A 24202-nucleotide genomic window follows, 5' to 3' on the forward strand; every position below is an offset into this window, starting at 1 on the left:
TATTTCGTCATCATTTTTTCAAAATTTGCACCTTGACTTTCTATCAACTATAATATTTTTGCCATGGTTGCATTTTGGGAGGTGTCTAATGTTTGGTGATATTCGTATAAAAAACATACTTTTTATTTTAATTGGGTCAGCCATATTTGGTTTTGGGCTTGTACATTTTAATATGCAAAATAATTTGGCAGAGGGTGGGTTCACTGGTATTACCCTCATGTTGTACTTCCTGTTCAAGTTTGATCCATCAATATCCAATTTATTATTAAATATACCATTGTTTTTTATCGGTTGGCGGGTTCTAGGAAGAACTTCATTTTTATACACAATGATTGGTACGATTAGTTTATCTGTGTATTTATGGATCTTTCAACGTTATCAAATTAATATGCCATTAAATGATGATTTAACGCTTGCAGCTCTTTTCGCTGGAGTTTCACTTGGTATCGGGTTAGGTATTATTTTTCGTTATGGTGGAACAACTGGAGGAGTAGATATTATCGCTAGATTATCCCATCGTTATTTAGGCTGGAGTATGGGAAAAACAATGTTTCTATTTGACCTATGTGTCATTTCATTGTCGTTAATTACTTACCTCTCCTACAAAGAAGCAATGTATACACTTGTAGCTGTTTTTGTGGGAGCTCGCGTAATCGACTTTATGCAAGAGGGAGCCTATGCAGCAAAAGGTGCTACTATTATTTCAAGTCAATCTGAGGAAATTTCAAAAAGAATTATGAAAGAAATGGATCGAGGAGTAACTGTATTAAAAGGACAAGGGTCATTTACAAAGCAGAATCGAGATGTTTTGTATTGTGTAGTAGGAAAAAATGAAATTGTTAGATTGAAAAGTGTTATTACTTCTGTTGATCCACATGCATTTGTAGCTGTTAGTGATGTCCACGATGTTTTAGGTGAGGGATTTACGTTAGATGAAAATAAAAAACCTATTCAACGGTAGATCGTGGCTAATTACTAGTAATACAGCAGCTAAGAGAGGTTAGAATTTCAACCTCTCTTTTCTATTGGTTATTATTTTCCCTTTTTGCTTGCTTTTCCTTTTCTCCTCGGTACTTTCTCCAACCTGAGTATGATAGTGATAATAAAATCACACTCCCCGTTGAAATTATTACCCATAGTAATGATGGATCTGCCTCATCCTCTTTCACTCTCTCAAAAAGTGCTTTTAATTCCTCTTCCATGATAGCTAATTGCTTTACACGACTTGTTTCAGGAATCTCTTGGAATAAGCGATCCTCTACAACAGAAATATGGGCATCCATCTTTTTAACACGTTGACTATCAAAATCCACTTGTATACTGGGATAAATCACCTCATATAGAGCTAAGAATTGATTCCAATCATGTTGGAAAGATTGATTGTCCCCTTCTTCAACATCACTTTTCATTTGAGAGAATGTTTCCATAATTGAAGATTCCATCGAACCCCACAATGGTTGATGTTCAGATACCATCGCATCTACAACTAAGCGGAATTTTGTTAAGGAACGAACTTTTTCATCTGTACTTATCTTTTCATCCTGTATGATATCTTTTGCATTTTTGTGAGTACTAGTAATGGTTCGAAAATGGTCTAGTGATATATACTCTCTATCAATTGGTATTTCTTCAAATTTAACAGCAAAATATTCAAGTAATTGGGCAGACTCGCTAAAGCGTTCTTGCTTCGCTAGTTGTAATGCTGAATCAGAAATCTGATTTAACGATTCCCAGTCATAAGTTTCTTCTGCAAGTGCTGGTTTTATGTGAATCAGCACCATTCCAATAATGAGTGCGACTATCCATTTCTTCATCCTTGTCCCCCCTAGAACTTCTACTAAGAATCGTATGTAGAAATGGACAAGGTTAGACCAAATTATTCAAGCTAAAAAAGTTTTTATTTTGGAAGAGATAATTTGTAAGACCGTTTATTCAGTACTAAACCATAACCAATTAAAAGTGAAATAATACTTAGCCAAAATGTAAAGTAACCAATATGATTACTATAATCCATTAACATGCTATAATGCGGCATCATCCCAAAAACATAGTCAATTACATCATTATGTAAAGTCCAAACAGCAGCAACTAATAAATGCCAAGCTTTAAAGCGATAATAGGGTGCATAAAGTAAGCCTTGAATAGCCATTCCAAAATGGGATGCAATTAACATGTACCCCTCCCAAGGTAAACTTCCATCAATCAACAATACTAAGATGTTCATTATGACTGCCCAAATCCCATACTTGAATAGCGTAACAATCGCTAAAGCTTCTATTAGAGGAAAGTTTTTACGAATTAAAAACCCGAGTAAAACAATCAAAAAAAATAAACTTGCAGTGGGACTATCAGGAACAAATAAATAAAAGTGTGCTGGGGTTTCAGACAATTGATATCTGTACCAATAGTAACCGTAAAAGGTTCCGAAAAAGTTAATTAAAAACATGACTATTAAAATAGGCTTCTGACCTAAAACATATTGAAATATTTTCATTTTCCCACTCACCAGACTCTTTGTTTTTTATTAGAAATACTAGATGACGGATCTGACATTAAACTTAGTACAAATAATTTATACTTTCTAATATTGCTTTGATTTTCTTCATATTCCTGATAGTGAATGTCTTTTTTTCTTAATTCTGATCGTGCAAAAAAAGCTGACAATAGTCAGCTTTTATTTTGCCGTAACACCAGAGATAAATTCTGATAGTACTTTTAATTGTTCATCTGTGCCTTTGAATACGCCAGCAGGCATAGCACCTTGACCATTTTTAGCAATATCCGCAATTTTATCAGGTTCTAATCCATTATCAACTAGAGCCTTACCTGCAGCTCCACCTTCAAGATTGTCACCATGACAAGAAATACAGCCTTGCTCCTGATAGATTGCATAGCCTTCAGATTCTTTATCAATATCTGCTTCTGCTTTAATCTTACCTTGTTCAGCTGCAGCTTCCCAGTCATGAGTTGCAACAGATTCCCAAGTTAAGTAAAACGTACCCGCTACACCTAGAATCATCATTCCTACTGCAATAGGACGCTTTGCCGGACGACGATGTGGGCCACGGTCTAAAAATGGAGCTAACATTAAAGCACCGAAAGCAAGACCTGGAATAACAATTGCACCTATAACCGTATAAGGTCCAGATGCATAAGAATATTTCAACAATTGGTATAAGAATAAGAAGTACCAGTCTGGTAATGGTATGTAACCAGCATCAGTAGGGTCAGCCACACGCTCAAGCGGCGATGGATGTGCTACTGTTAAACATAAAAAACCAATTAAGAAAACAGCACCTACTAGCCACTCCTTTAAAAGGAAGTTTGGCCAGAACGCTTCTGTTTTTCCAGGATATTCCGAATAGTCTTTCGGAATATTCGGCTTTCTCTCTGCAGGAATACGAGAGTCACCTACAAATTTCATACCTTTTCCGCGATGCATGATTTCCCCTCCTTACTAAGGTGGTTTCCGATAAAAAGTTAATGGTATCGGTTATAAATTTCTATTTACTCTTTAGATCTTATAGTGGACCAGAAATACCTTGCTTACGTATCATGATAAAGTGAGCTGCCATTAAACCGAAAAGAGCAGCTGGTAAGAAGAATACATGGATAGCAAAGAAACGTGTAAGTGTTTGCGCACCAACGATTTCTGGATGACCAGATAATAATGTTTTAACTGTTGGTCCAATTAATGGTACTGATTCAGCAATTTGCAATGTAACCTTTGTTGCAAATAACGCTTTCATATCCCATGGTAATAAATAACCTGTTAAACCAAGACCTAGCATAATAAAGAAAATAAGTACGCCAACAACCCAGTTTAATTCACGAGGTTTTTTATATGAACCTTGGAAAAATACACGCAATGTATGTAGGAACATCATAACTATTACAAGACTAGCTCCCCAGTGGTGCATACCACGGACAATCTGACCAAAAGCTACTTCGTTTTGCAAATAGAAAACTGATTCCCATGCATTTTTAATATCTGGTACATAATACATTGTTAAGAACATACCAGAAAGAATTTGAATAACTGTTACAAAGAATGTCAATCCGCCAAAGCAATAAACAAAGGCAGAAAAATGGTGTGCAGGGTTAACATGTTCAGGAACTTCATGGTCAGCAATATCTCGCCACATCGGCGTAATATCTAACCGTTCGTCAACCCAATCATAAATTTTGTTTAACAATAGATTACGCCTCCCCACGTGGTTTTGCTGCACCTAAAAATAAATAGCCATCCTTAACTGCTTGCTTATAAACATCAAGCGGAGCAATTGGTGGTGTTCCCGGAACATTTGTACCATCCTTTTTATATCGGCCATAGTGACACGGACAGAAAAATTGGTTCGGGTTTGCTGGATCATTATTCCAACCGACAGTACAGCCTAAATGCTTACAAACTGGTGATAAAGCCGTAATTTTGTCACCTTCTTTAAAAACCCAAGCTGATCTTGTTTCTTCTGATTCATACCAAGCATCTACTTGCTTGATTTTAAAGTCAAAGCGTTGAGGTTCTTCCGTAATTTCGTCAACCTTTACAACTTGTACTAACTCTGTTTCTTCTGCTGGTCGGAGCACAGGGTCAAGTGCGAAGCGAACCATAGGCATAAGCATACCTGCAGCCATGAAACCGCCTACACCGGTAAGCGTGTAGTTTAAGAATTGACGTCTAGAAACTCGATGTTTTTTCTCGCTCATCATTTTCCCCCCTCTATCTTAAGCTAAGTCCGTTTAGGACATACGGAAATGATATATAAAACTAGGACATACTCATGATATATCAATCTTTCCATGAGGTCAATAAAATCCTGATTTGTAATCTTGGAAATAAAAAGGTTTTTTTCAATTATTCCAAGATTGTAATAAAATGTTCAAAATTTGTTCGACTTGGTCCTGTAAAAGCTTTCTCTTCAAACCCTCATTCATATGCTCAAACGGTACTGATGGTAACCAAATAAGATGAGCCTTTAACTGTTCGCATTTACTGTTTTTTAAAGTTTCATCACTTGTAAGAAAAAGAACATGCTTAAATTCCTGTTGTATTTCATTTTTCCATTCTATTACATTTTCAATCACTTTCTCAGAATTCTTTAAATATGAAAATGAAGGAAATAAGAAAACTCTTCCTTTTAATTGTCTCTCAAGTTCATCTGAAACATACGTAATAAACTCACCTTTTGACACAGTACCTTTAAAATCTGACTTTAAAGAAACAGGTATTAACGGAATTATCGCAGTATCTACGTACTCTTTTGATTGGTTAATAACATCTACATCACTTGCAACCCACTTCAATTTATTCCACTCCTTTCCGATATTTTTACGACTAGATCTATTATAAAGCTTGTCTTACAAATTGTTAAATTTGAAGCATATAAAGAGACTATGATAGTCTTTAGAAACTGGAAAAGTCCTTAAAAAGAAAAAGAAGCCACACCTAGTGAATAGGTTGTTAGCTTCTTTAATAGTCTCCGGTTTAATGAAATTTTTCAGGTACTTTAAAAGTGTTACTTTATTTAGCAACCAGATATGTAGGCCGCTCTCACTTATTTAGCTTTGATGATTTTTCAAGTTTATCAATTGCTGAGTAAGTCTTTGAAAACCTTCCTTGTCTTGACGATCAAGAGCTTCATCAATTAATTGTAACAATTTTTCCTTTTGAAAAGTTTGAAGGGAATGATCTAGAACTTTTTCAGCAACTTCACGATCCTTCTCATTTCCATGTAAGTGTTCGGGCATAAATGGATTTGATTCTAATACAGCGGCGTACTGTGGCGATTGATAAACAGATCTAAAATTTAGTTGAATAAAAAGTTCTTCATCTTTATTTAAACGTATATCATGGAATGATTTTTCTGCATCTGTTGTCATTACGTTTTCTTTATAAAAGCGAAAAGGAACTTCTTCAACACAATGCGTTGACATGATTATACCCCTAGGACAATACTGAGCTTGCTCAACAAAATGAACTTTTTCCATTAAGGTATCATGACTCATTAAATAATTTAAAATCCACACACATTCTCTTCTTTTCAGCTGATAATGGTTTAAAAACCACCTGACAAAATCTTTCTTTTCGTGGACAGATACAGGGGCCACCATACAATTCCCTCCTCTGCAGTTCAATTAATTCATACTATGGTTAATTCCACAAAAACAAAATAAAATCCTCCTTATTTCCCTTAAAACTCATCTTCTAATTGTAGCAATATCTCACCAATTTCGACATTTGAAGGGTCTTGCATTAATATTTTTTCAAATATTTCCTTAGCTTCTTGCTTACGACCTTCTTCTAATAAAAAGTACCCATATTCATGAAGAAATTCTCGTTGATCCTTGAAAGAATTATATGCAAGTTGATAATGGTTTAATGCCTCTGAATACTCTTCTTTTTGATGATAAGCTCGTGCTAAGTTCCATTCAAACTGAGGATCCTCTTCTCCATATCTTTTACTTTCAGATATTAAATCAATTACATCATCATATCGCTCATCTTGAAGGAAAATATGAGTTAAAGTAATAGCAGCCTCTATATGACCTGGATCTATGGCAAGCGTTTCACGCAATAAATTTTCAGCATCATGAATATGGCCAGATTTAATGGCAATCTTACCGCCATATAAGTATAGTTCTTTATTATATTCATCAACCTTAATTCCCTCTTGAACAGTTTCAAGACTTTCTGGTAAGAGACCTTCATTCTCATACGCCTTCGCCAAATACAAATAAAGGGAAGAAAAATGCGGATCTGCTTCTTTTAGCCTAGTAAATTGTTGAATGGCTGTTTTATAAAATCCACCTTGATAAGCAGTAAATCCGTAACCAAATAACGTATTTAGATCCTCTTGTTCGATTACGGCTTGTTTATAATAATCAAGCGATTCCTCAAACTCCCCTGTTGCGCTTAAACACTCAGCTAACCTTTGTTCAATTGAAACACCTGAAATAGACTTCTGATCTTTTACAATTGCTTTATAAAAAGGTATTGCATGCTTATATTGGCCTTGGTGAAAGTAAAATTCTCCTAGTGCAAAGTCTATAACAGGCTCCTCAGGTAGTAACTGCTTTGCTTCTTGCAATTTTTGTTCACTGACCTCAGCTAAACCTTGCATTTGATATAAATCAGCTAAAAGTAGCAACGCTTGTGGATATGCCTCATGGTCAGATGTAATTGTATTTAATAAATTGATCGCTTCTTCCTCTTTCTCCAAATCTAAGAAAAGTTCGGCTAAAAATAAAGTTACTTGTGTTTCCTCAGGATACAGAAAATGAAGTTCTTCAACTATTTCATGTGCTTGATCAATGATACCCCATTGATAATATTGATCAGCTAAATGGAGTTTCTCTTCATCATGAAGTGTTGGAAGTATATTTGCTAATAAATTTAATCCTTCTTCAGTTTCACCCTTATTTACAAGATTTATTGCTTCGTTTAGCACTTGATTAAACATAGTAATTCCTTTCTTTATAAACAATTGTTTGAATTATTAAATCGACATATCAAATGTTTATTTAAAACTTGATGTTTGATGACTTTGAGGTTTGCCCTATTTCGTTTTGTTATTTACATATCTTTATCATACATCAAAATGATGCTGATTGTGGTATGAAACGACTTGAAATTGTGATAAAACATTCTTCGCCAATTCCTGGATGAAATGAGACTTCTCCGTTTACATTAATTAATCTTCCTTGGTGTGCTGTAATGTTCGGGAAGTGTTCATCATAATTGATAATAGGCTTACCATCGGTATGATACCTTATTTCGTTTAGTTTGTACAAATTATAATTTACTTGTCCACCAACTCGAATATCTCCTTTTTCAGGATAAATACCTAATCTCATTAATGCTTCTTTTGTTAATGGTACTCCTTCTTTTAATGGAGTTGGAATAGAAGATAATCGATGTTCTTTCATGATTTTCTCCCATACTTGAAGGAGCTTTTGCTTTTTACTAATAACAGTGCTTTCATCTCGTGAAAATGGAATAAGAGTGATTGGATTTGAAAACATTGCGTCCCTTATCCATCCCCAGGATTTTGAGGTGAGCTTATCAGTATTATCAATTTCCACAAAAACCACAGATATATTTTCTTGTTTACATCTTCTTAAAATTGATGGGCTCAAAGCTTTAAATGGAATCTTAACACTAATATAATAATCAATCGGAGAATTTATCATTAAGTGTCTTTTTTGTTTTACTTTTGCACTTAGTTGTTGTTCATAATCTATATTTACAACCGTAAGAAGTGATGTACATCCTTTTTTTAGATACTTTTCAATGATAGATTGTTTGAATTCTTGGAAATGAAGTGACGTATGAAGAGAAAAATCCAGCATGACATATCCTGGGGTTAATAAATAAGAGCTCATATCCATTTTCATAAAACGAATATTTTCCATAGTGTGACGCATAAATTCAATTTTATTTTTAACAATTAATAATGATGTTTTCTCTAGACCATCAGACTTTAATAGATTTACTCTGTCAATGATATAACTCATGATACACTCCCCACCTTTCATCCTCTATAAGACAAGCTATGTGGGGATCTGAAAAATTATGCTTATTGTTTTCACACCACAGTACAGGATATTAAAAGTTTCTAGACGACAAAAAAGAGACAGCTTTTATCATTAATTGAATCAAAACCAAGCTTGGTTTTGATTGACTAATCAATAATAGAAAGCTAATCTCAATAGTTTTTAAGTAAAATATTATTTTGATAATACTGATAAATGATCAAAAAAGTTTGGATAGGAAACATCAATTGCTGTAGCATCTTGTAAGTTGATTGGCTGTTCGGTAATACATGAAGCTATAGCAAGCATCATCCCAATTCGATGATCTCCATGACTAGATACAGTTGCATTTCCTAGCAAGTTCGATTTACCTGTAATAACCATGCCGTCATCAGTCGCCTTAATGTTAGCTCCAATTTTTGTTAATTCACCGACTACCGTATCGATTCGATTTGTTTCCTTCACTTTAAGCTCACTTGCATCTTTAATGATTGTGTCACCTTCAGCTTGAGTTGCCAATAACGCTATAACTGGAATTTCATCTATTAGTTTAGGAATTAAGTCACCACTAATGGTTGTTCCTTTTAAAGATGATGATTTAATTAAAATATCAGCAATTGGTTCAAAAGACTGGTTTTCTTGCGGGATTATTTCAATTGAGGCACCCATCATTTTTAACACATCGAGAATTCCTGTTCTTGTTGGGTTAATTCCGACATTTCTTAAGAGTATTTCACTATTAGGGACAATAGCTCCTGCAACAAGGAAAAAGGCTGCAGATGAGATGTCACCTGGTACAAAGATATTTGTTGCTTTAAGGTTTTGGCCACCTATAACTGAAGCTGACCTCTCATCCTCTTTAACTTTAACACCAAACGCTCTTAACATACGTTCAGTATGATCTCGCGATTTATGTGGTTCAGTTACGATTGTTTCTTCTTGATTCGTCCGTAACCCCGCTAAAAGTATTGCTGATTTAACCTGTGCACTAGCAACTGGTGATTCGTAGTTTATCCCGTTTAGGTTGTTACCACGAATTGCTAAAGGAGTATATTGTCCGTTTTCTCGTCCATCAATTGTTGCACCCATCAGCTTTAATGGATTAGTTACACGAGACATAGGCCTTTTTGCAATTGACTCATCACCAATGATACAAGAGTGGAAATCGGTTCCAGCTAATATTCCCATCATTAATCTGGTTGTGGTACCTGAATTACCTACATCTAGGATCTCTGAAGGCTCTTCTAAACCATCTAAGCCCTTTCCTTCAACAGTAACAAGACCTTCCTGAATATCGATTGCTACACCCATTTTTCGAAAACAGGAAACCGTACTTAAGCAATCAGCACCCATTAAAAAATTTGAAATTTCTGTTTTACCATCTGCTATAGCCCCAAACATAACAGCTCGATGTGAGATTGATTTATCACCTGGTACTTCAACAGAACCGGCTAAACTGCTTACCTTTGATAACTTTTTTAAATCTGCCATTAAATCCACCTCTATTAAATACATAAGAATTCTTTTTTGTTGTTGTTCACTTGTTATATGATAAATGTATCATAATTTGAATATTTACCAATACAATCTATTGCTAATTCACGATCACGTTCAGTTTGGAAGCTTAATCTTAATACCCCATAAATCTCTTCTCGCGTTTCAATAATCCGTATATTTGTTAAACTTATTTCTTCTTTCGCTAAATAACCAGTAATCTCAGAGATTATACCTGGGTAATCAGGAACATCCACAAATAAATCATAGAATGATGGGATTGCCCCTTTTTGTTTTTCAGGCAAACCATCTCGATATTGTTTCGCATGCTCAAAATACGTATATAATTGATCAGCTTGTTCATTTTCTACAAAGCTTTTTACTCGTTCCATCTCAGAAATCCATTCTTCAAACAGATTTAACAATGGACCTTTGTTGTGTAGTAAAATATCTCTCCACATTGCAGGGTTGCTAGAGGCAATTCGCGTTATATCTCGAAAGCCGCCAGCTGCGAGTCTTTTAACAAGTGGAAATTGTTCTTCATAGCTTTCTGCTTGATACACTAAGCTTGCAGCAACTATATGAGGAAAATGACTTATTACCCCTGTCACCTTATCATGCTCTTCGGGAGACATCTCTATGAAATTAGCTTTCGTTCCATCCAAGACCTCTGTTAGAACAGAAAGATCATGAGGGGTTACATATTCTGAAGGGGTTAATATGTAAAAAGCATTCTCAAATAAATGAGGCTTTGCGGCTAAAATTCCCGACTTATGTGAGCCAGCCATCGGATGACCTCCGATGAATTTAATTCTACCATTTAGATATTTTGTTGCACATTCTACTATTTTCACTTTTGTGCTGCCAACGTCTGTAATAATTACACCCTGTTTCAACTCCACAGCTTGAAGCTGTTCGATAATGTTTATTGTTTGCTGAACAGGTGTAGAAATAAAAATAATATCAACAGAGGCTAGATTCGGAAAAAGAGTTGGTGAGATTTCATCTATAGCACCGATCTTTTTTGCTAGCATCACTTGATCTTCATTAATATCAAACCCAATGATATGTATTGAAGGATCTTTTTGTTTAATTGATAAAGCAATAGAGCCCCCTATTAAGCCGAGTCCTATTAAATAAATGTTTTTCACCATCAAAATCACCTTTTTTGCCTATCATTCTAAAGAGGCTATTCATAGATAAAGTAAGGGTTATACTATAAGAGAAACTATAAAAAAAGAACATTATTTAATTATATATATCAATAAGTTTAATAGTTGTTGCATTAAAGAATAGCTTTCTAAAACTTAGTCCTCTCTTCTATTTGAAAAGAGGACTAAAACTTTATTCAAGAACAAATTCTTTTAATATCTCAATAATTTCTGCATTTTGTTCTTCCGTCCCAACAGTAATACGCAAATGTGTTGGAAAACCTAATGCATTTCCGGAACGAACGATATACCCTTTTTTTAGTAATGCATTAAAAACTTCATCTGAATCTCGCTTAAAATCGATTAAGATAAAATTTCCTTCTGATGGGTAAAATTCTAATTTTAGATCTTCACAGAATTGGTAAAATTGTTGCAAACCTTGTTTATTTTTATCACTGCATTCAGAAACAAATGCTGGGTCCTCTAAGGCAGCAATTGCCGCAGCCTGTGCAACACGACTCGTATTGAATGGTTCCCTTGCTGGCTCGATTTTTCGGATTAAGTCAGCATTTGCAATCCCATAGCCAACACGCAACGCTGCAAGTCCGTATGCTTTTGAAAAAGTTCGAAGGATCATTAAATTCGGATAATCTTTTAAAAGTGGGACAGTTTGAGGATAATCCTCTGCCACAACATATTCATAATAGGCTTCATCAACTACAACAAGAACATGTTTAGGTACTTTACTTAAGAAATCTAATAATTCTTGTTTTTTTACATATGTACCAGTAGGATTATTTGGTGTACAAACCCATAGCACTGTAGTGTTTTCATCAATCTTAGTGAGCATTTCATCAAGGTTATGGTCTCCATCAACAAGTGGAACTTCCCGAATTTCTGCTCCTTCAATCACAGCATTATGTTTGTATTGAGGAAATGTTGGAGTAGCCATCACCGTATTTTTTTGTGGGCTTAAAAGTGCACGACAAATAATTTGCACGACTTCGTCAGACCCATTTCCGAACAATAATTCATCTTCATTTACACCTACATGCTTAGCTACTTGTGTACGAAGAAGAGCACTATAGCCGTCCGGATAAATAGCTAGCTGATCAAGTTCATCTAGTATCGCTTGTTTTGCTTTTTTTGAGCAACCATATGGGTTTTCATTTGATGCAAGTTTGACTACTTTTGTTAAGTTAAACTCTTTTTTTACTTCTTCAATTGGTTTTCCTGGTTGATATGGTTTTAAACTTAGTAACTGCTCTTTAATTTGCAAAGCATAACACCTCTCCTACTATAAGTGAAACTTAATCAGAGGGAACTTCCCTCTGATAATGTTGTATACTATCTTAATGTGTTAATTAAAATTAAGCAATTAAATAATGAATTGCATGTGCTTATACATACTCTTTACTTTCATTTTCAGAGCCAAAGGTTTTAGCGAATTCTCTGAATTCGTCAATTGCCTTGTTGCGAGTTGTTTCGTTTAATAAGGATGTTTGTAGTCGTTCAATTTCTCGAACTAATGCACTACCTACTACAACACCATCGCAAATGCTTGATAACTCTTCTACCTGCTCTTTAGAAGATACGCCAAAACCAACGACGACAGGTACATTACTATATTGTTTTACTTCATCTAGGAAAGAGGTTATTGAGTTGTCAAAATTCTTTCTGACACCAGTTACTCCTAAGGAAGAAACACAATATACAAATCCTTCTGCATTTTCCGCAATCATTTTAATTCGACTTGATGATGTTGGTGCAACAAGAGATATAAATGAGATTGAATGCTCCTGACATTTTTGACGAAGTTCCGCGCTTTCTTCAAAAGGGATATCAGGAATAAGCAAACCATCAATCGTATTTTCTCGCAGTAAAGCGAAAAAGGATTCCTGTTCTAATTGTAACACAGGATTATAATACGTGAATAGAATAATCGGAATATTTACTCCTTTTTTCCTCATTTCAGGAACTAGCTTCATTGCTTTTACTATATTCATACCGTTCTTTAATGCTCGGCTGGATGCTTTCTGAATAACGGGTCCATCCGCTACTGGATCAGAATACGGTATCCCTAGTTCGATTGCTGACGCACCAGCCTCTTGCAATGCAACTGCTAAATCTATTGTTGCGTTACCATCTGGATCACCCGCAGTAATAAATGGTATAAAAAGTTTATTTTGTAGTGGCTGCTTGAATAGTGTCTTCATGTTTTGCTTCCTCCTTGAAATGAGACATTAAGGTGTGTACATCCTTATCTCCTCTACCTGATAAGCAAATAAGAATACTTTCATGACTAGCCATTTGTTTTGCATGTTCAAAAGCAGAAGAAAGTGCATGTGCAGATTCAATTGCTGCTAAGATTCCTTCTTCCTTTGCCAATAATTCTAGCGCAACTAAAGCTTCTTGGTCTGTTACACTTTCATACTTCACTCGTCCTGTGCTTGCTAAATGGGCATGTTCAGGTCCTATACCAGGGTAATCAAGCCCTGCAGAAATTGAATATGGTTCAGTAATTTGACCAAATTCATCCTGTAATAAATAGGTTAATGATCCATGAAGAACACCTTTTGTTCCTTTTGTAATTGTAGCCGCATGCATGTCTGTATCAACACCCATTCCAGCTGCTTCTACTGCAACTAGATCAACTTTTTCTTTTAAAAATGCAGCAAACATACCAATGGCATTACTTCCACCACCAACACAAGCCATTACTTTAGTAGGCAGAGTGCCCTCAATTTTTTGAAACTGCTCTTTAGCTTCGTCACCAATTACACGTTGAAACTCTCTAACGATATAAGGGTATGGATGTGGACCAACAACCGACCCAATTATATAAAAATGATCCTCACAATGCTGAACCCAATAACGCATTGCCTCATTTGTTGCATCTTTCAATGTTTTATTTCCACTTGTTACAGGAATAACCTCTGCACCAAGTAACTGCATACGAAACACATTTAACTGTTGACGTCTTACATCCTCTTCACCCATGAACACTTTGCATTCCATACCAAACTTTGCAGCGACAGTTGCTGTTGCAACACCATGCTGCCCTGCACCCGTTTCAGCAATAATCTTTGTTTTACCCATTCTTTTCGCAAGTAAAGCTTGTCCGATGGCGTTATTAATTTTATGAGCACCTGTATGGTTTAAATCTTCTCTTTTTAGGTAGATTTTAGCACCGCCAAGTTTTTCTGTTACATTTCCTGCAAGCGTAACAGTAGTCGGTCTGCCAGAGTATTCATTCAATAAATGATGATATTCTTCTAAAAATGCTGGGTCTTGCATTGCTTCTTTGTGTGCTTGTTCTATTTCTGCTAATGGACTCATTAATGTTTCAGGTACGAAGCGACCACCAAACTCTCCATATCTGCCATTCTTATCTGGATATATTGACATTCTGTAACACCCTTTCTTCTATTCGTTCGATCTTATCCTTACTTTTCTTGTTATCTACTTCTATACCACTAGATAAATCGATTCCTTGAGGGTGATATGTTAATAATTTTCCAATATTGCTTTCATTAACACCACCAGCAATAAAACATAGCTTGCTTGTATCGCGAGAGAACTTTATATAATGAGGGACTGCAGACCAATCAAAGCTAACACCTGTCCCACCCCATTGACCTTTCATCCTTGAATCGATAACAAATCCATCGACAATATTTTTAAAAGAATGCATCTCTTCAATAGTTTTAGAATGGTGATGAAGGGCTTTCCACACAGTGCCCGCAAAAGTCTCTTTTACTTTTTTTATATCCTCATAGGATTCATTTCCATGAAATTGTATAACATCGATAGGAAGATTTGTTAAAACATCAGCGAGTTCATTTGCGGTAGGATTAACAAAAACTGCAACAAGTTTTTTTGCAGTAATATCTACTTCTTTTAGCCATGTTTTTACGATTTTTGGATCTACTCTCCGTTTACTTTCTGCGAAAATAAGACCGATGTATTCAGCTTGAGAGCTAGAAACAATTTTCAAATCATCAAGAGAACGAATTCCACAAAATTTCAATAACGGTTTAGGCATTGATACTTTCTCCAAACAGTTCTTTAATTGCCACAGCTTGATCGTCTTTTCTCATAAGCGATTCTCCTACTAATACAGCCTTAGCTCCATATTGCTGAACAAGATTTAAATCATCTCTTGTATATAGGCCACTTTCGCTAACGAGTAACGTATCCCTTGGGATAGAAGATGCCATTTCTTCTAGCTGCCCAATATTTGTTTCAAAGGTTTTTAAGTTTCGATTATTAACCCCTAGAATTTTTGGTGTTATAACCTTTAATACCTTTTCTAGTGTATCTTGATCATGTACCTCTACTAGTATATCTAAATTTAACTGTAACGCATATTGATAAAGTTCCTTTAATAGCGAAGACTCAAGTGCTTCTCCAATTAATAATATGGCATCTGCACCAATACGATTTGCCTCATCAATCTGAATGTGGTCGATAATGAAATCCTTTCTTAATATTGGAAGGTTTACAGCCTTCTTTACATCAGTTAAATACTCTCGTTTCCCTTGAAAGTATGGTGTATCTGTTAGTACTGACAAACAATCTGCTCCACCCTTTTCATATGCTAGGGCAATTTCAACAGGGTGAAAATCCGCTTTTATTAATCCCTTAGATGGGGATGCCTTTTTGACTTCTGCAATAAGTCCTAGTTCACGATGTGGAGCTTTTAATGCATCATAGAAGGAGAGACGTGGTAGCCTCTCATCATCAGGTAAGATTAGTTTTTTTATTTCTTCTTTCTTTGTTTCTATTATTTTATCAAGCATAGTTTTCCTCCCGCTGATGACGTAACACCGTTAATTGCTGTAAAGCTAAACCGTTCCTAATCGCTTCTTTAGCAAACATAACACCGTCTGCAAATGTTTGGACATAGTTTGCTACATATAGTGCAGCTGCAGCATTAATTGCCACAATATCCTCAGCACTTTTTGGTGCTCTTCCTCGAAAAATACTTTCGATTAGTTCCGCACTTTCTTGCGCATTTGATACTTTTATATCTTCAATATCACCTTCTAATAGCCCAAAGTCATTTGGATGGAGAACATATCTAGTGATCACACCGTTTTTAAGCTCAACGACATCTGTCTCAGCTGAAATAGAGATTTCGTCCAACCCATCACGTCCTGTAACAAGCAATACATGCTCTGCACCTAAACGATTTAACGCTTTTGCCATTTTTTCAGCATATTCAGTTGAAAATACACCAATTACTTGCCTTTTGGCATTAGCCGGATTTGATAATGGTCCTAGTAGATTAAAAACAGTTCGAAAGCCGATTTCTTTTCGAGGATTAACAGCATGCTTCATTGATGAATGGAACATCGGCGCAAATAAAAAGCTCATGTTTTTGTCATCAAGGCTTTTCACAGCTTCATCTTGTGTTGTTTGAATATTTATTCCTAGAGTTTCAAGGACATCTGCACTTCCACTTTTAGAGGAAAATGCACGGTTTCCATGTTTTGCAACTTTCACCTTTAATGATGAAACAACTATTGCAGCAGCTGTTGATATATTAAAGGTTGAGGCTCCATCACCACCAGTGCCACACGTATCGACAACATCGCTTTCATAGTGTATCGATGTCATATGATTCTTCATCGATTTTGTAAAACCAACGATTTCATCAACTGTTTCGCCTCTAAGTCGCATAATCGAAACAAGGCTAGCAATTTGACTTGGTGTTACCTCTCCTTCCATAATCGAATCCATTACTTGTTCTGCCTGTTTCTCAGTTAATGTATTTCCTTCAATACATTGTGCTAGTAGCTCTTTCATCACCATTTACCTCCTCATTAAAAACCTTTTCTGCTAATTGGATTGCTTTTAACATGGCACTCGCTTTATTACACGTTTCCTTCCATTCAAGCTCAGGAACACTATCAACAACAATTCCAGCTCCAGCTTGCACATATGCAGTATTATTTTTAACAGTTATCGTTCGTATTGTTATACATGAATCAATATTTCCATCAAAGCCTACATATGCGACACAACCAGCATAGCTGCCTCTTGCTGTAGGTTCTAATTCTTGAATGATTTGCATTGCCCGAATTTTTGGAGCACCAGATACAGTTCCTGCTGGAAATGATGAAAGTAGTGCATCAATTGGATGAATATCACTTTTAATTCTTGCTGTAACCTTTGAGATTAGGTGCATAACATGTGAAAATCGCCCTACCTCCATTAACGTCGGTGTTATTACTGAACCATATTCTGCTACTCGACCGAGGTCATTACGCGCCAAATCTACTAACATATAATGTTCTGCTTTTTCTTTTTCGTCATTTTTTAATTCTTCTTCAAAATAAAGATCTTCCTCAGTTGTTTTGCCACGTCTTCTTGTTCCAGCAATAGGGTGTATTTCAAGATGTTTATTTTGAATATAAATTAACCTTTCAGGAGAGCTACCTACAAGCTCTGTATCATTAAAACGAATATAAAATAAATATGGGGATGGATTTACTATTCGTAAAATACGGTATAATGAAAAGCCATCAGTTGAGATCGGAATTTCAAATCTTTGTGACAAAACTCCTTGGAAAATATCTCCTGCACGAATGTATTCCTTTACTTTCTCAACATCCTCTAGAAACTTATTCTTTTCATAATTTGACTTAATTTCATCGAAATTAACGTCAAATTCAGCTGAAACTGGTAATGGAAAATGTTCTGGCTGTTCTTTTTGCTTCAGCTTACTTATATATTTGTTCATTTTTGCTTCAGCAAGCTGGTAAGTTGCTTTAAGGTGTACTTCATCTTCAACTTCTTCTCCGTTTACTCGTTCAAAATGAATAAAATAGAGTTGTTTCTCTTGATGATCAAAAGCAATAACTGTTTCACAGACAAAAAACATACAATTTTGCTGCTTAAGATCGTCAGTTACATGTTTTTCTACCTTTTCTAAGATCGATACTGTGTCATAGCCAATATAACCTACCGCTCCTCCTACAAAAGGAATATCCAATTCAGGAAGTTTAATGGCCAAATGCTCTTGCAGATTCTCAAATATTTCCGTTAAAGAATGAGACTTAGAAAGTGTTTTTCTTTGTTCATTTAAGATCGAAAATTCTCCATGGTTTTCTTCTATAAATAAAAATGGATTTAGACCTATAAATGAGTAACGAGACCAACTAGATTCAGAATCCTTGCTCTCTAATAAGTAAACAGCTTCATCCTGAAAAAGCTGAAATAATTGAATGGGTGTAAATGTATCAACGATATATTTTTTAACAATGGGGATTGTTCGATAATGCTTACTATCTTCACAAAATGTAGTAAAAGAAGAAAAATTCAAATTGACTCACTCCTCCAATAAATTTGGAGAACGAGGATTTAGGAGGTTGTAACTATTTGAAGATTGTATAAGCACATTTTCTCTGTTACATACAAGGACAGGTCTTTTGAAAAAGTATGTCCTTTTAGTATGTTTAAAGTATACAAATACTTAAAAGAAAAAATAAAAACCCAAAAACACTGTGGTTTTTGGGTAGACTTGTGCCGTTAAAAATAAAACCTCAGCTAAACTAACTCATTCTCTGCTACCCTATACTATACTAATCTATTCTACTCAACTAATTAACTAATCAATCTTCTTCATCATGTTATTACATTACATCAATTATTGTCAAGGTTAATGTAAGATTGTTCTGAATTTTCACGCTGTAAAATTATTACTTCGATTAGCTTCTACTATTAACAAACGCTCAGATAATAGACAAATCTGGTCTTAGCTTAACTGCTTCTTCCAAATAAACATGATGGATATTTTCTTGCTTTTCATTTGTCTCTACAGTCATCATAATTCTTATACATTTCCCAAGACTGTTAGGAACTGGTATTTCCTTCATGCACATAACAGGAACATATGTCCAGCCTCTTAGTGTTCTTAAAGCTTTTGCAGGAAATGTTGCTGTTAGATCCTCTGTAACAGTCATAATCACTTGTGCAACATTTTCAGGTCGTATATCATTTTTACGAATCATTTCATGTATCAACTCTTCAGTAGCTTTTAAAATAACATCTTCTTTGTTTTCAATAACAGTTGTTGCTCCTCGAATTCCCCTAATCAACCTTTTCACCTCGTTCTTCAGCTCTCCACTCATCAAGTAAAGAATATAATTCATCTTCAGAAAAAAGCACTGATGTTGTAACACCGATTTCTTCTAATAAAATCATTGTCAATTGATTCGACTTAGTTTTTTTATCTTTTTTCATTTTATTAATCAATTGATTCGTTGTTTGTGAATAAGGCACCTCTGTTGGAAAACCAATCGCTTTAAACCATGATTTCAATTCGTAGTATGGAAGCGTAACATTAAGTGTTTTATTACTTAACCATGTAGCAAATAGCATACCAATCGCAATACTATCACCATGTGAAAGCTTTCCATAGCCTGCTTCTGCTTCTACTGCATGTCCAAGTGTATGTCCAAAGTTTAAGATTGCTCGAAGTCCTAATTCCTTTTCATCCTTTGATACAACATCTGCTTTTATTTGGATTCCTTCAAGAATCATGCGTTGTAATTTATCTGTTGTTATGTCTTCTAAATGGCGAATTTCTGAATATAAGAACTGATACAGACTTTCACTTCGAATAAGAGAATGCTTAATAACCTCTGCAAAACCTGATCTCAGTTCATTAGTTGGCAGGCTTTGTAAAAAGTTACTATCATAAACAACTGCTTTTGGTTGATAAAAAGCACCGATCATATTTTTTCCTTCAGGATGGTTTATCGCTACTTTACCACCAACTGCACTATCATGTGCTAATAATGTTGTTGGCACTTGTATGAAAGGTACTCCTCTCATATATGTAGCGGCAACAAAACCCGTTAAATCACCAACTACTCCACCTCCGAAGGCGATGATAACTGATTTACGATCTAGTTCTTGTTTTAAGGCATAAGAGTGGAGTTCGTAAAACATATCAAATGATTTAGCTGCCTCACCACTTTTAATTACATACTTATAGGTCATCCATTCCTTGTCAACTTTATCGACCAACATATTACCATATAATTGGTCAACATTTGTGTCTGTTACAATAAGAACCTTTGATGGAGAAAGGCTTCTTAAAAGGGAAGGCAATTCATTTATCGCTTCATTACCAACAAATACCGGGTAGCTCTCCTCAGTAGTATTGATTAAAATCGACTTCATTAAAAATCCCTCGTATATTCGCGCATTTTCTTAATATTTTCTTTTATAAGATCCATACGATCAGCACCAAACTGCTCGACAATTGCATTTGCAATTTCCCATGCTACAACTGACTCTGCTACAACACTTGCTGCAGGGACTGCACAACTATCAGAACGTTCAATACTTGCAGTAAATGGTTCCTTTGTTTCAATATCCACACTTTTTAATGGTTTATACAGTGTTGGAATTGGTTTCATAACCCCTCTTACAACAATTGGCATACCTGTTGTCATGCCACCTTCGAATCCACCTAGACGATTTGTTTTACGAGTATATCCAGCTTCTTCAGTCCATTCAATCTCATCATGAACTTGACTACCAAATTTTCTAGCCGCTTCAAAGCCGATACCAAATTCCACACCTTTAAAGGCATTAATGCTGACAATAGCACCTGCAATCTTACTATCTAACTTGCGATCATAATGTACATAGCTGCCAATTCCCGCTGGTAGTCCTTCAACGACAACTTCAACAATTCCTCCGATTGAATCGCCATTTTCCTTCGCTTGATCAATTGCTTCCATCATTTTAGTTTCAGCCTGACGATCATAGCATCTTACTTGTGATTCTTCTGTTACTGCTAAAAGATCATCAATATCACGGTATTCAGTATTTTCAGCCCTTACACCGCCAATTTCTAAAACATGTCCAACAACTTTTATATCTAACTCTGCTAAAATTTGCTTTGCTAAAGCACCAACAGCTACACGAACTGTTGTCTCACGTGCTGAAGAACGTTCTAATACATTTCTCATATCTCGATGACCATACTTCATCGCACCAACTAAGTCAGCATGACCAGGACGTGGACGTGTAATTTGACGTTTTACTTCTTGTTCTTCCTCAGGAGTAATTGGCTCTGCACCCATTATTTTTGTCCAATGCTTCCAGTCTCTGTTTTCTACAACTAAAGAGATTGGAGACCCTAAGGCTTTACCATGTCTTACCCCACCCAATAATTGAACTTGATCCTTTTCAATTTGCATTCTACGGCCACGACCATAGCCCTTTTGTCTTCTAGCTAAATCTCTATTTATATCTTCTGCAGTTAAATTTAAACCGGACGGAACACCTTCAACAATTGCAGTTAATTGAGGTCCGTGAGATTCTCCAGCAGTTAAATATCTCATAATTCTCTCTCCCTTCAACGCACTAACGCTTTTAAGTACAAATATACCATAACTAGTATAAAAAAAATAGCTGATTTTAGCTCTTTTGATAAAAAAACGTATCAACAGAAGTGAGTTGATAACGCTCTGCATTAAAAATTTGTTCAGTACTTCCAACAAAGAATATCCCTTGTTTTTTTAATGCACCACTGAATTTTTTGTACAGAATCTCTTTCGCTTCTTCCGTAAAATAAATAAGGACATTTCGACACACTATTAAATCAAATTGAGATTCAAATGGATCTGCTAGCAAATTCTGTTTCTTGAATTGAACTGCATTAATAATTTGATCACTAACCTGATAATTCGTCCCCACTTGTTTAAAATATTTCTTTTTCATATCATTAGGAACTTCATTTAGTGACCGTTCAGGATAAATCCCTTGCTTGGCTCTAGCAATAACATTTTCATCGATATCTGTTGCAATAATTTTTACTTTTGATAGATCTACAAGTTTCGAAAGGATCATCGCAATTGTATATGGCTCTTCACCTGTCGAACATGCAGCACTCCATATCTTTAACTGATTATTATTTTCTAGTAGGCTAGGAAGAATTTTTTCTTCTAGCACTTGCCATCTTTTATAATTACGGTAAAATTCAGAAACATTTATCGTAATCCGATCTAATAATTCATAATATAAGTCATTATCTTTACTAAGACCGTTGTAAAAATCACTAAAGCTAGAAAAGCCTCTCTTCTCATATAAAGATATTAACCTTCTCTTCATTTGAGCTTCTTTGTAAAGGGATAAATCAATACCAGTTTTGTGCTTTACTTTTGTGATAAATTGCTCATAATCCTTATCAACCATCATTTACTCTCCTAATACATAACCAAAGCGATTAAAAAATTCTCTTCATCTTTTTATGAATAATTTATAGTATATCTTAAATTTGTGAGAATTTGCGCAATTTTTTTAAAAAACATGGCTTAACGCCCTACAATGGGGAAAATCTCAGTTATATTACCTTCTCTGAAATATAAATTTTGATTGTATAAACAATAACTAAAGGTCTTATACAATTTTTATCTAAAAAACAAGAAGCTAGCAAATGCTAGCTTCTAGTAAATCCAACTATTAATTAATTTATCATATTCAACTAGCTCATTTTCGTTAAAAAATAGCGCAACTTCACGGTTTGCACTTTCAGGTGAATCTGATCCGTGAATAATATTTTTACTAACAAACATGCTGTAATCACCTCTGATTGTTCCTGGCTCAGCATCTTTTGGATTTGTTTTTCCCATCATCTTACGAGTGAGCTCAACTACATTTTCTCCTTGCCATACCATAGCAAATACTGGGCCTGATGTAATAAAGCTGACCAGATCATCATAAAAAGGTTTACCTTTATGCTCTCCATAATGTTGCTCAGCGAGAGAAACAGGAATCGTCATAAGTTTAGCTCCAACTAGTTGTAAGCCCTTTCTTTCGAATCTACCAACTATTTCCCCAATAAGCTGACGTTGCACGCCATCAGGTTTTACCATTAAGAATGTTTTTTCCATATTATATTCTCCACCCCATTGAAGTTTATGTATAGGCTTTCATGACCCCAAGAAAATAATACCATGCATAAGGAGCAATATGCAATAATGGGATGGAGAAAAAGTCTAATAATTAAAATTTTCTTTTTCCAATATACTTTGCGATACTAATCAAGGAAGTCCTCGAGCGATTTTTTGGTAAAGTCTCTACTATTTCAAATGCTTTTTGAAGGTATTGATCACTTACTTTCGCAGATCTTTCGATTACATCAGATTCTAAAATCTTTTTTAATAGTGGTTGAATTTCATTTGGTGATGTTTCATTTGTTATTTTTTCTACTTCTGCTTTTATCATCGGATTTTCCAATGCAAACAAAACTGGGAGTGTTATATTCCCTTGCAGAAGATCACTTCCAACTGGCTTTCCGAGTTCTTCTTCAGTTGAAGTAAAATCGAGAATATCATCGGTAATTTGAAATGACATTCCAACATAATAACCAAACCAATAAAGCTTTTTATGTATTTCTTCTGAAGCCCCTGTTGAAATGGCTCCTAATTGACAACTTACAGCTATTAATAAAGCAGTCTTTCTTTTAATTCGCTTTAAATATGTACGAATAGATTGATCAAGACGATATTTGTCTTTAATTTGCTCAATTTCACCTAAGCAAACCTCTACAATCGTCTTGGATAAGATTTGATGTGCCAGAGAATCATCAATATTTGTCATGACCTCTAATGATCTTGCTAATAAATAGTCTCCCGTATACATTGCAATGCGATTATCCCACTTCGATTTCACTGTAGGTTTTCCTCTACGCAACTCAGCGTCATCAATAACATCATCATGAACTAGTGATGCCATATGAATGGTTTCAAGTGCAACTGCAACATATTTCACTCTATTTATATCATAGTTTCCAAACATGGCTGATAATAAAACAAAAACAGGCCGAATTCGTTTGCCTCCTGCTTGCAAAAGCTCTAAGTTCGCTTCTCTTAACAAAGGGTGCTCTGAAATAGCTGTCTTTTCTAATTCTTGTTCAATTATTGAGAGGTCTGTATTCAAAAAGGAATACAATGCTTTAAATTTCATACTATTCACCTTAATACATCTTATTGTCGAAC

General features: G+C 35.2%; 25 protein-coding genes. 1 reads left to right on the forward strand and 24 read right to left on the reverse strand.

Annotated features, from left to right (window positions below; genetic code table 11):
* Nucleotides 1-88 precede the first annotated feature (88 nt).
* Nucleotides 89-961: a YitT family protein gene (locus tag HUW50_RS26190; RefSeq protein WP_066331881.1), complete on the forward strand. Its 873-nt coding sequence runs from the start codon at nucleotides 89-91 to the stop codon at nucleotides 959-961.
* Nucleotides 962-1022: 61 nt separating this feature from the next.
* Here the strand turns inward: HUW50_RS26190 and ypjB are convergent, their stop codons facing one another.
* The 24 genes from ypjB to hepT all read right to left on the reverse strand — a co-directional run bounded on the left by ypjB (nucleotide 1023) and on the right by hepT (nucleotide 24179).
* Nucleotides 1023-1814 (reverse strand): sporulation protein YpjB, encoded by a 792-nt coding sequence (gene ypjB / locus HUW50_RS26195; protein WP_066331884.1) that lies wholly within the window; start codon nucleotides 1812-1814, stop codon nucleotides 1023-1025.
* A gap of 83 nt (nucleotides 1815-1897) precedes the next feature.
* On the reverse strand, nucleotides 1898-2494 hold the full coding sequence (locus HUW50_RS26200; RefSeq protein WP_066331887.1) for a lipoprotein heptaprenylglyceryl N-acetyltransferase LhaT: 597 nt from the start codon (nucleotides 2492-2494) through the stop codon (nucleotides 1898-1900).
* 180 nt (nucleotides 2495-2674) lie between these two features.
* A complete protein-coding gene (locus HUW50_RS26205) occupies nucleotides 2675-3442 on the reverse strand; it encodes a menaquinol-cytochrome c reductase cytochrome b/c subunit (RefSeq protein ID WP_066331899.1) in 768 nt (255 codons plus the stop codon).
* Nucleotides 3443-3521: 79 nt separating this feature from the next.
* Nucleotides 3522-4196, reverse strand: coding sequence for a menaquinol-cytochrome c reductase cytochrome b subunit (qcrB, locus tag HUW50_RS26210; protein WP_066331901.1), 675 nt, complete (start codon nucleotides 4194-4196; stop codon nucleotides 3522-3524).
* 4 nt (nucleotides 4197-4200) lie between these two features.
* On the reverse strand, nucleotides 4201-4707 hold the full coding sequence (locus HUW50_RS26215; RefSeq protein WP_066331903.1) for a QcrA and Rieske domain-containing protein: 507 nt from the start codon (nucleotides 4705-4707) through the stop codon (nucleotides 4201-4203).
* Between the two features lie 144 nt (nucleotides 4708-4851).
* Entirely contained in the window at nucleotides 4852-5304 is a 453-nt protein-coding gene (locus HUW50_RS26220; protein WP_185653518.1) for a YpiF family protein, read from the reverse strand.
* Between the two features lie 255 nt (nucleotides 5305-5559).
* Nucleotides 5560-6111, reverse strand: a complete 552-nt coding sequence (locus HUW50_RS26225) for a ReoY family proteolytic degradation factor (protein ID WP_066331916.1) — start codon at nucleotides 6109-6111, stop codon at nucleotides 5560-5562.
* A gap of 80 nt (nucleotides 6112-6191) precedes the next feature.
* Nucleotides 6192-7460 carry a tetratricopeptide repeat protein gene (locus tag HUW50_RS26230; protein WP_185653519.1) on the reverse strand — a complete coding sequence of 423 codons (1269 nt, stop codon included), beginning with the start codon at nucleotides 7458-7460 and terminating at the stop codon, nucleotides 6192-6194.
* 133 nt (nucleotides 7461-7593) lie between these two features.
* The gene (locus HUW50_RS26235; protein WP_066331920.1) at nucleotides 7594-8514 is read right to left on the reverse strand and encodes a hypothetical protein; all 921 of its coding nucleotides are present in this window, start codon (nucleotides 8512-8514) and stop codon (nucleotides 7594-7596) included.
* Between the two features lie 213 nt (nucleotides 8515-8727).
* Nucleotides 8728-10023, reverse strand: a complete 1296-nt coding sequence (gene aroA, locus HUW50_RS26240) for a 3-phosphoshikimate 1-carboxyvinyltransferase (protein WP_066331923.1) — start codon at nucleotides 10021-10023, stop codon at nucleotides 8728-8730.
* A 53-nt stretch (nucleotides 10024-10076) separates the two neighbouring features.
* Complete coding sequence (locus tag HUW50_RS26245) at nucleotides 10077-11180, reverse strand: prephenate dehydrogenase (RefSeq protein WP_066331925.1); 1104 nt, start codon at nucleotides 11178-11180, stop codon at nucleotides 10077-10079.
* Between the two features lie 190 nt (nucleotides 11181-11370).
* The gene (hisC, locus tag HUW50_RS26250) at nucleotides 11371-12456 is read right to left on the reverse strand and encodes a histidinol-phosphate transaminase (RefSeq protein WP_185653520.1); all 1086 of its coding nucleotides are present in this window, start codon (nucleotides 12454-12456) and stop codon (nucleotides 11371-11373) included.
* A gap of 121 nt (nucleotides 12457-12577) precedes the next feature.
* Nucleotides 12578-13393: a tryptophan synthase subunit alpha gene (gene trpA, locus HUW50_RS26255; RefSeq protein ID WP_185653521.1), complete on the reverse strand. Its 816-nt coding sequence runs from the start codon at nucleotides 13391-13393 to the stop codon at nucleotides 12578-12580.
* The gene (trpB, locus tag HUW50_RS26260; RefSeq protein WP_185653522.1) at nucleotides 13359-14585 is read right to left on the reverse strand and encodes a tryptophan synthase subunit beta; all 1227 of its coding nucleotides are present in this window, start codon (nucleotides 14583-14585) and stop codon (nucleotides 13359-13361) included. The genes trpA and trpB overlap by 35 nt, the downstream gene beginning before the upstream one ends.
* On the reverse strand, nucleotides 14566-15222 hold the full coding sequence (locus tag HUW50_RS26265; protein ID WP_185653523.1) for a phosphoribosylanthranilate isomerase: 657 nt from the start codon (nucleotides 15220-15222) through the stop codon (nucleotides 14566-14568). Before HUW50_RS26265 ends, trpB begins: the two co-directional genes overlap by 20 nt.
* Nucleotides 15215-15979: an indole-3-glycerol phosphate synthase TrpC gene (gene trpC / locus HUW50_RS26270; protein ID WP_066331940.1), complete on the reverse strand. Its 765-nt coding sequence runs from the start codon at nucleotides 15977-15979 to the stop codon at nucleotides 15215-15217. The genes HUW50_RS26265 and trpC overlap by 8 nt, the downstream gene beginning before the upstream one ends.
* On the reverse strand, nucleotides 15972-16991 hold the full coding sequence (trpD, locus tag HUW50_RS26275) for an anthranilate phosphoribosyltransferase (protein ID WP_066331942.1): 1020 nt from the start codon (nucleotides 16989-16991) through the stop codon (nucleotides 15972-15974). The genes trpC and trpD overlap by 8 nt, the downstream gene beginning before the upstream one ends.
* Nucleotides 16960-18507 (reverse strand): anthranilate synthase component I, encoded by a 1548-nt coding sequence (gene trpE / locus HUW50_RS26280; protein ID WP_185653524.1) that lies wholly within the window; start codon nucleotides 18505-18507, stop codon nucleotides 16960-16962. Before trpE ends, trpD begins: the two co-directional genes overlap by 32 nt.
* A 409-nt stretch (nucleotides 18508-18916) precedes the next feature.
* Nucleotides 18917-19282, reverse strand: a complete 366-nt coding sequence (gene aroH, locus HUW50_RS26285; protein ID WP_066331954.1) for a chorismate mutase — start codon at nucleotides 19280-19282, stop codon at nucleotides 18917-18919.
* Nucleotides 19275-20372, reverse strand: a complete 1098-nt coding sequence (aroB, locus tag HUW50_RS26290; protein ID WP_185653525.1) for a 3-dehydroquinate synthase — start codon at nucleotides 20370-20372, stop codon at nucleotides 19275-19277. Before aroB ends, aroH begins: the two co-directional genes overlap by 8 nt.
* Nucleotides 20372-21544, reverse strand: a complete 1173-nt coding sequence (gene aroC / locus HUW50_RS26295) for a chorismate synthase (protein ID WP_066331960.1) — start codon at nucleotides 21542-21544, stop codon at nucleotides 20372-20374. The genes aroB and aroC overlap by 1 nt, the downstream gene beginning before the upstream one ends.
* 76 nt (nucleotides 21545-21620) lie before the next feature.
* The gene (locus tag HUW50_RS26300) at nucleotides 21621-22400 is read right to left on the reverse strand and encodes a CheR family methyltransferase (protein WP_311774021.1); all 780 of its coding nucleotides are present in this window, start codon (nucleotides 22398-22400) and stop codon (nucleotides 21621-21623) included.
* Between the two features lie 248 nt (nucleotides 22401-22648).
* Entirely contained in the window at nucleotides 22649-23095 is a 447-nt protein-coding gene (gene ndk, locus HUW50_RS26305; protein ID WP_066331965.1) for a nucleoside-diphosphate kinase, read from the reverse strand.
* A gap of 112 nt (nucleotides 23096-23207) precedes the next feature.
* On the reverse strand, nucleotides 23208-24179 hold the full coding sequence (gene hepT / locus HUW50_RS26310; RefSeq protein ID WP_396652565.1) for a heptaprenyl diphosphate synthase component II: 972 nt from the start codon (nucleotides 24177-24179) through the stop codon (nucleotides 23208-23210).
* Nucleotides 24180-24202 lie beyond the last annotated feature (23 nt).

The organism is Metabacillus sp. KUDC1714, from assembly GCF_014217835.1.
In the GTDB taxonomy this organism is placed as follows: domain Bacteria; phylum Bacillota; class Bacilli; order Bacillales; family Bacillaceae; genus Metabacillus; species Metabacillus rhizosphaerae.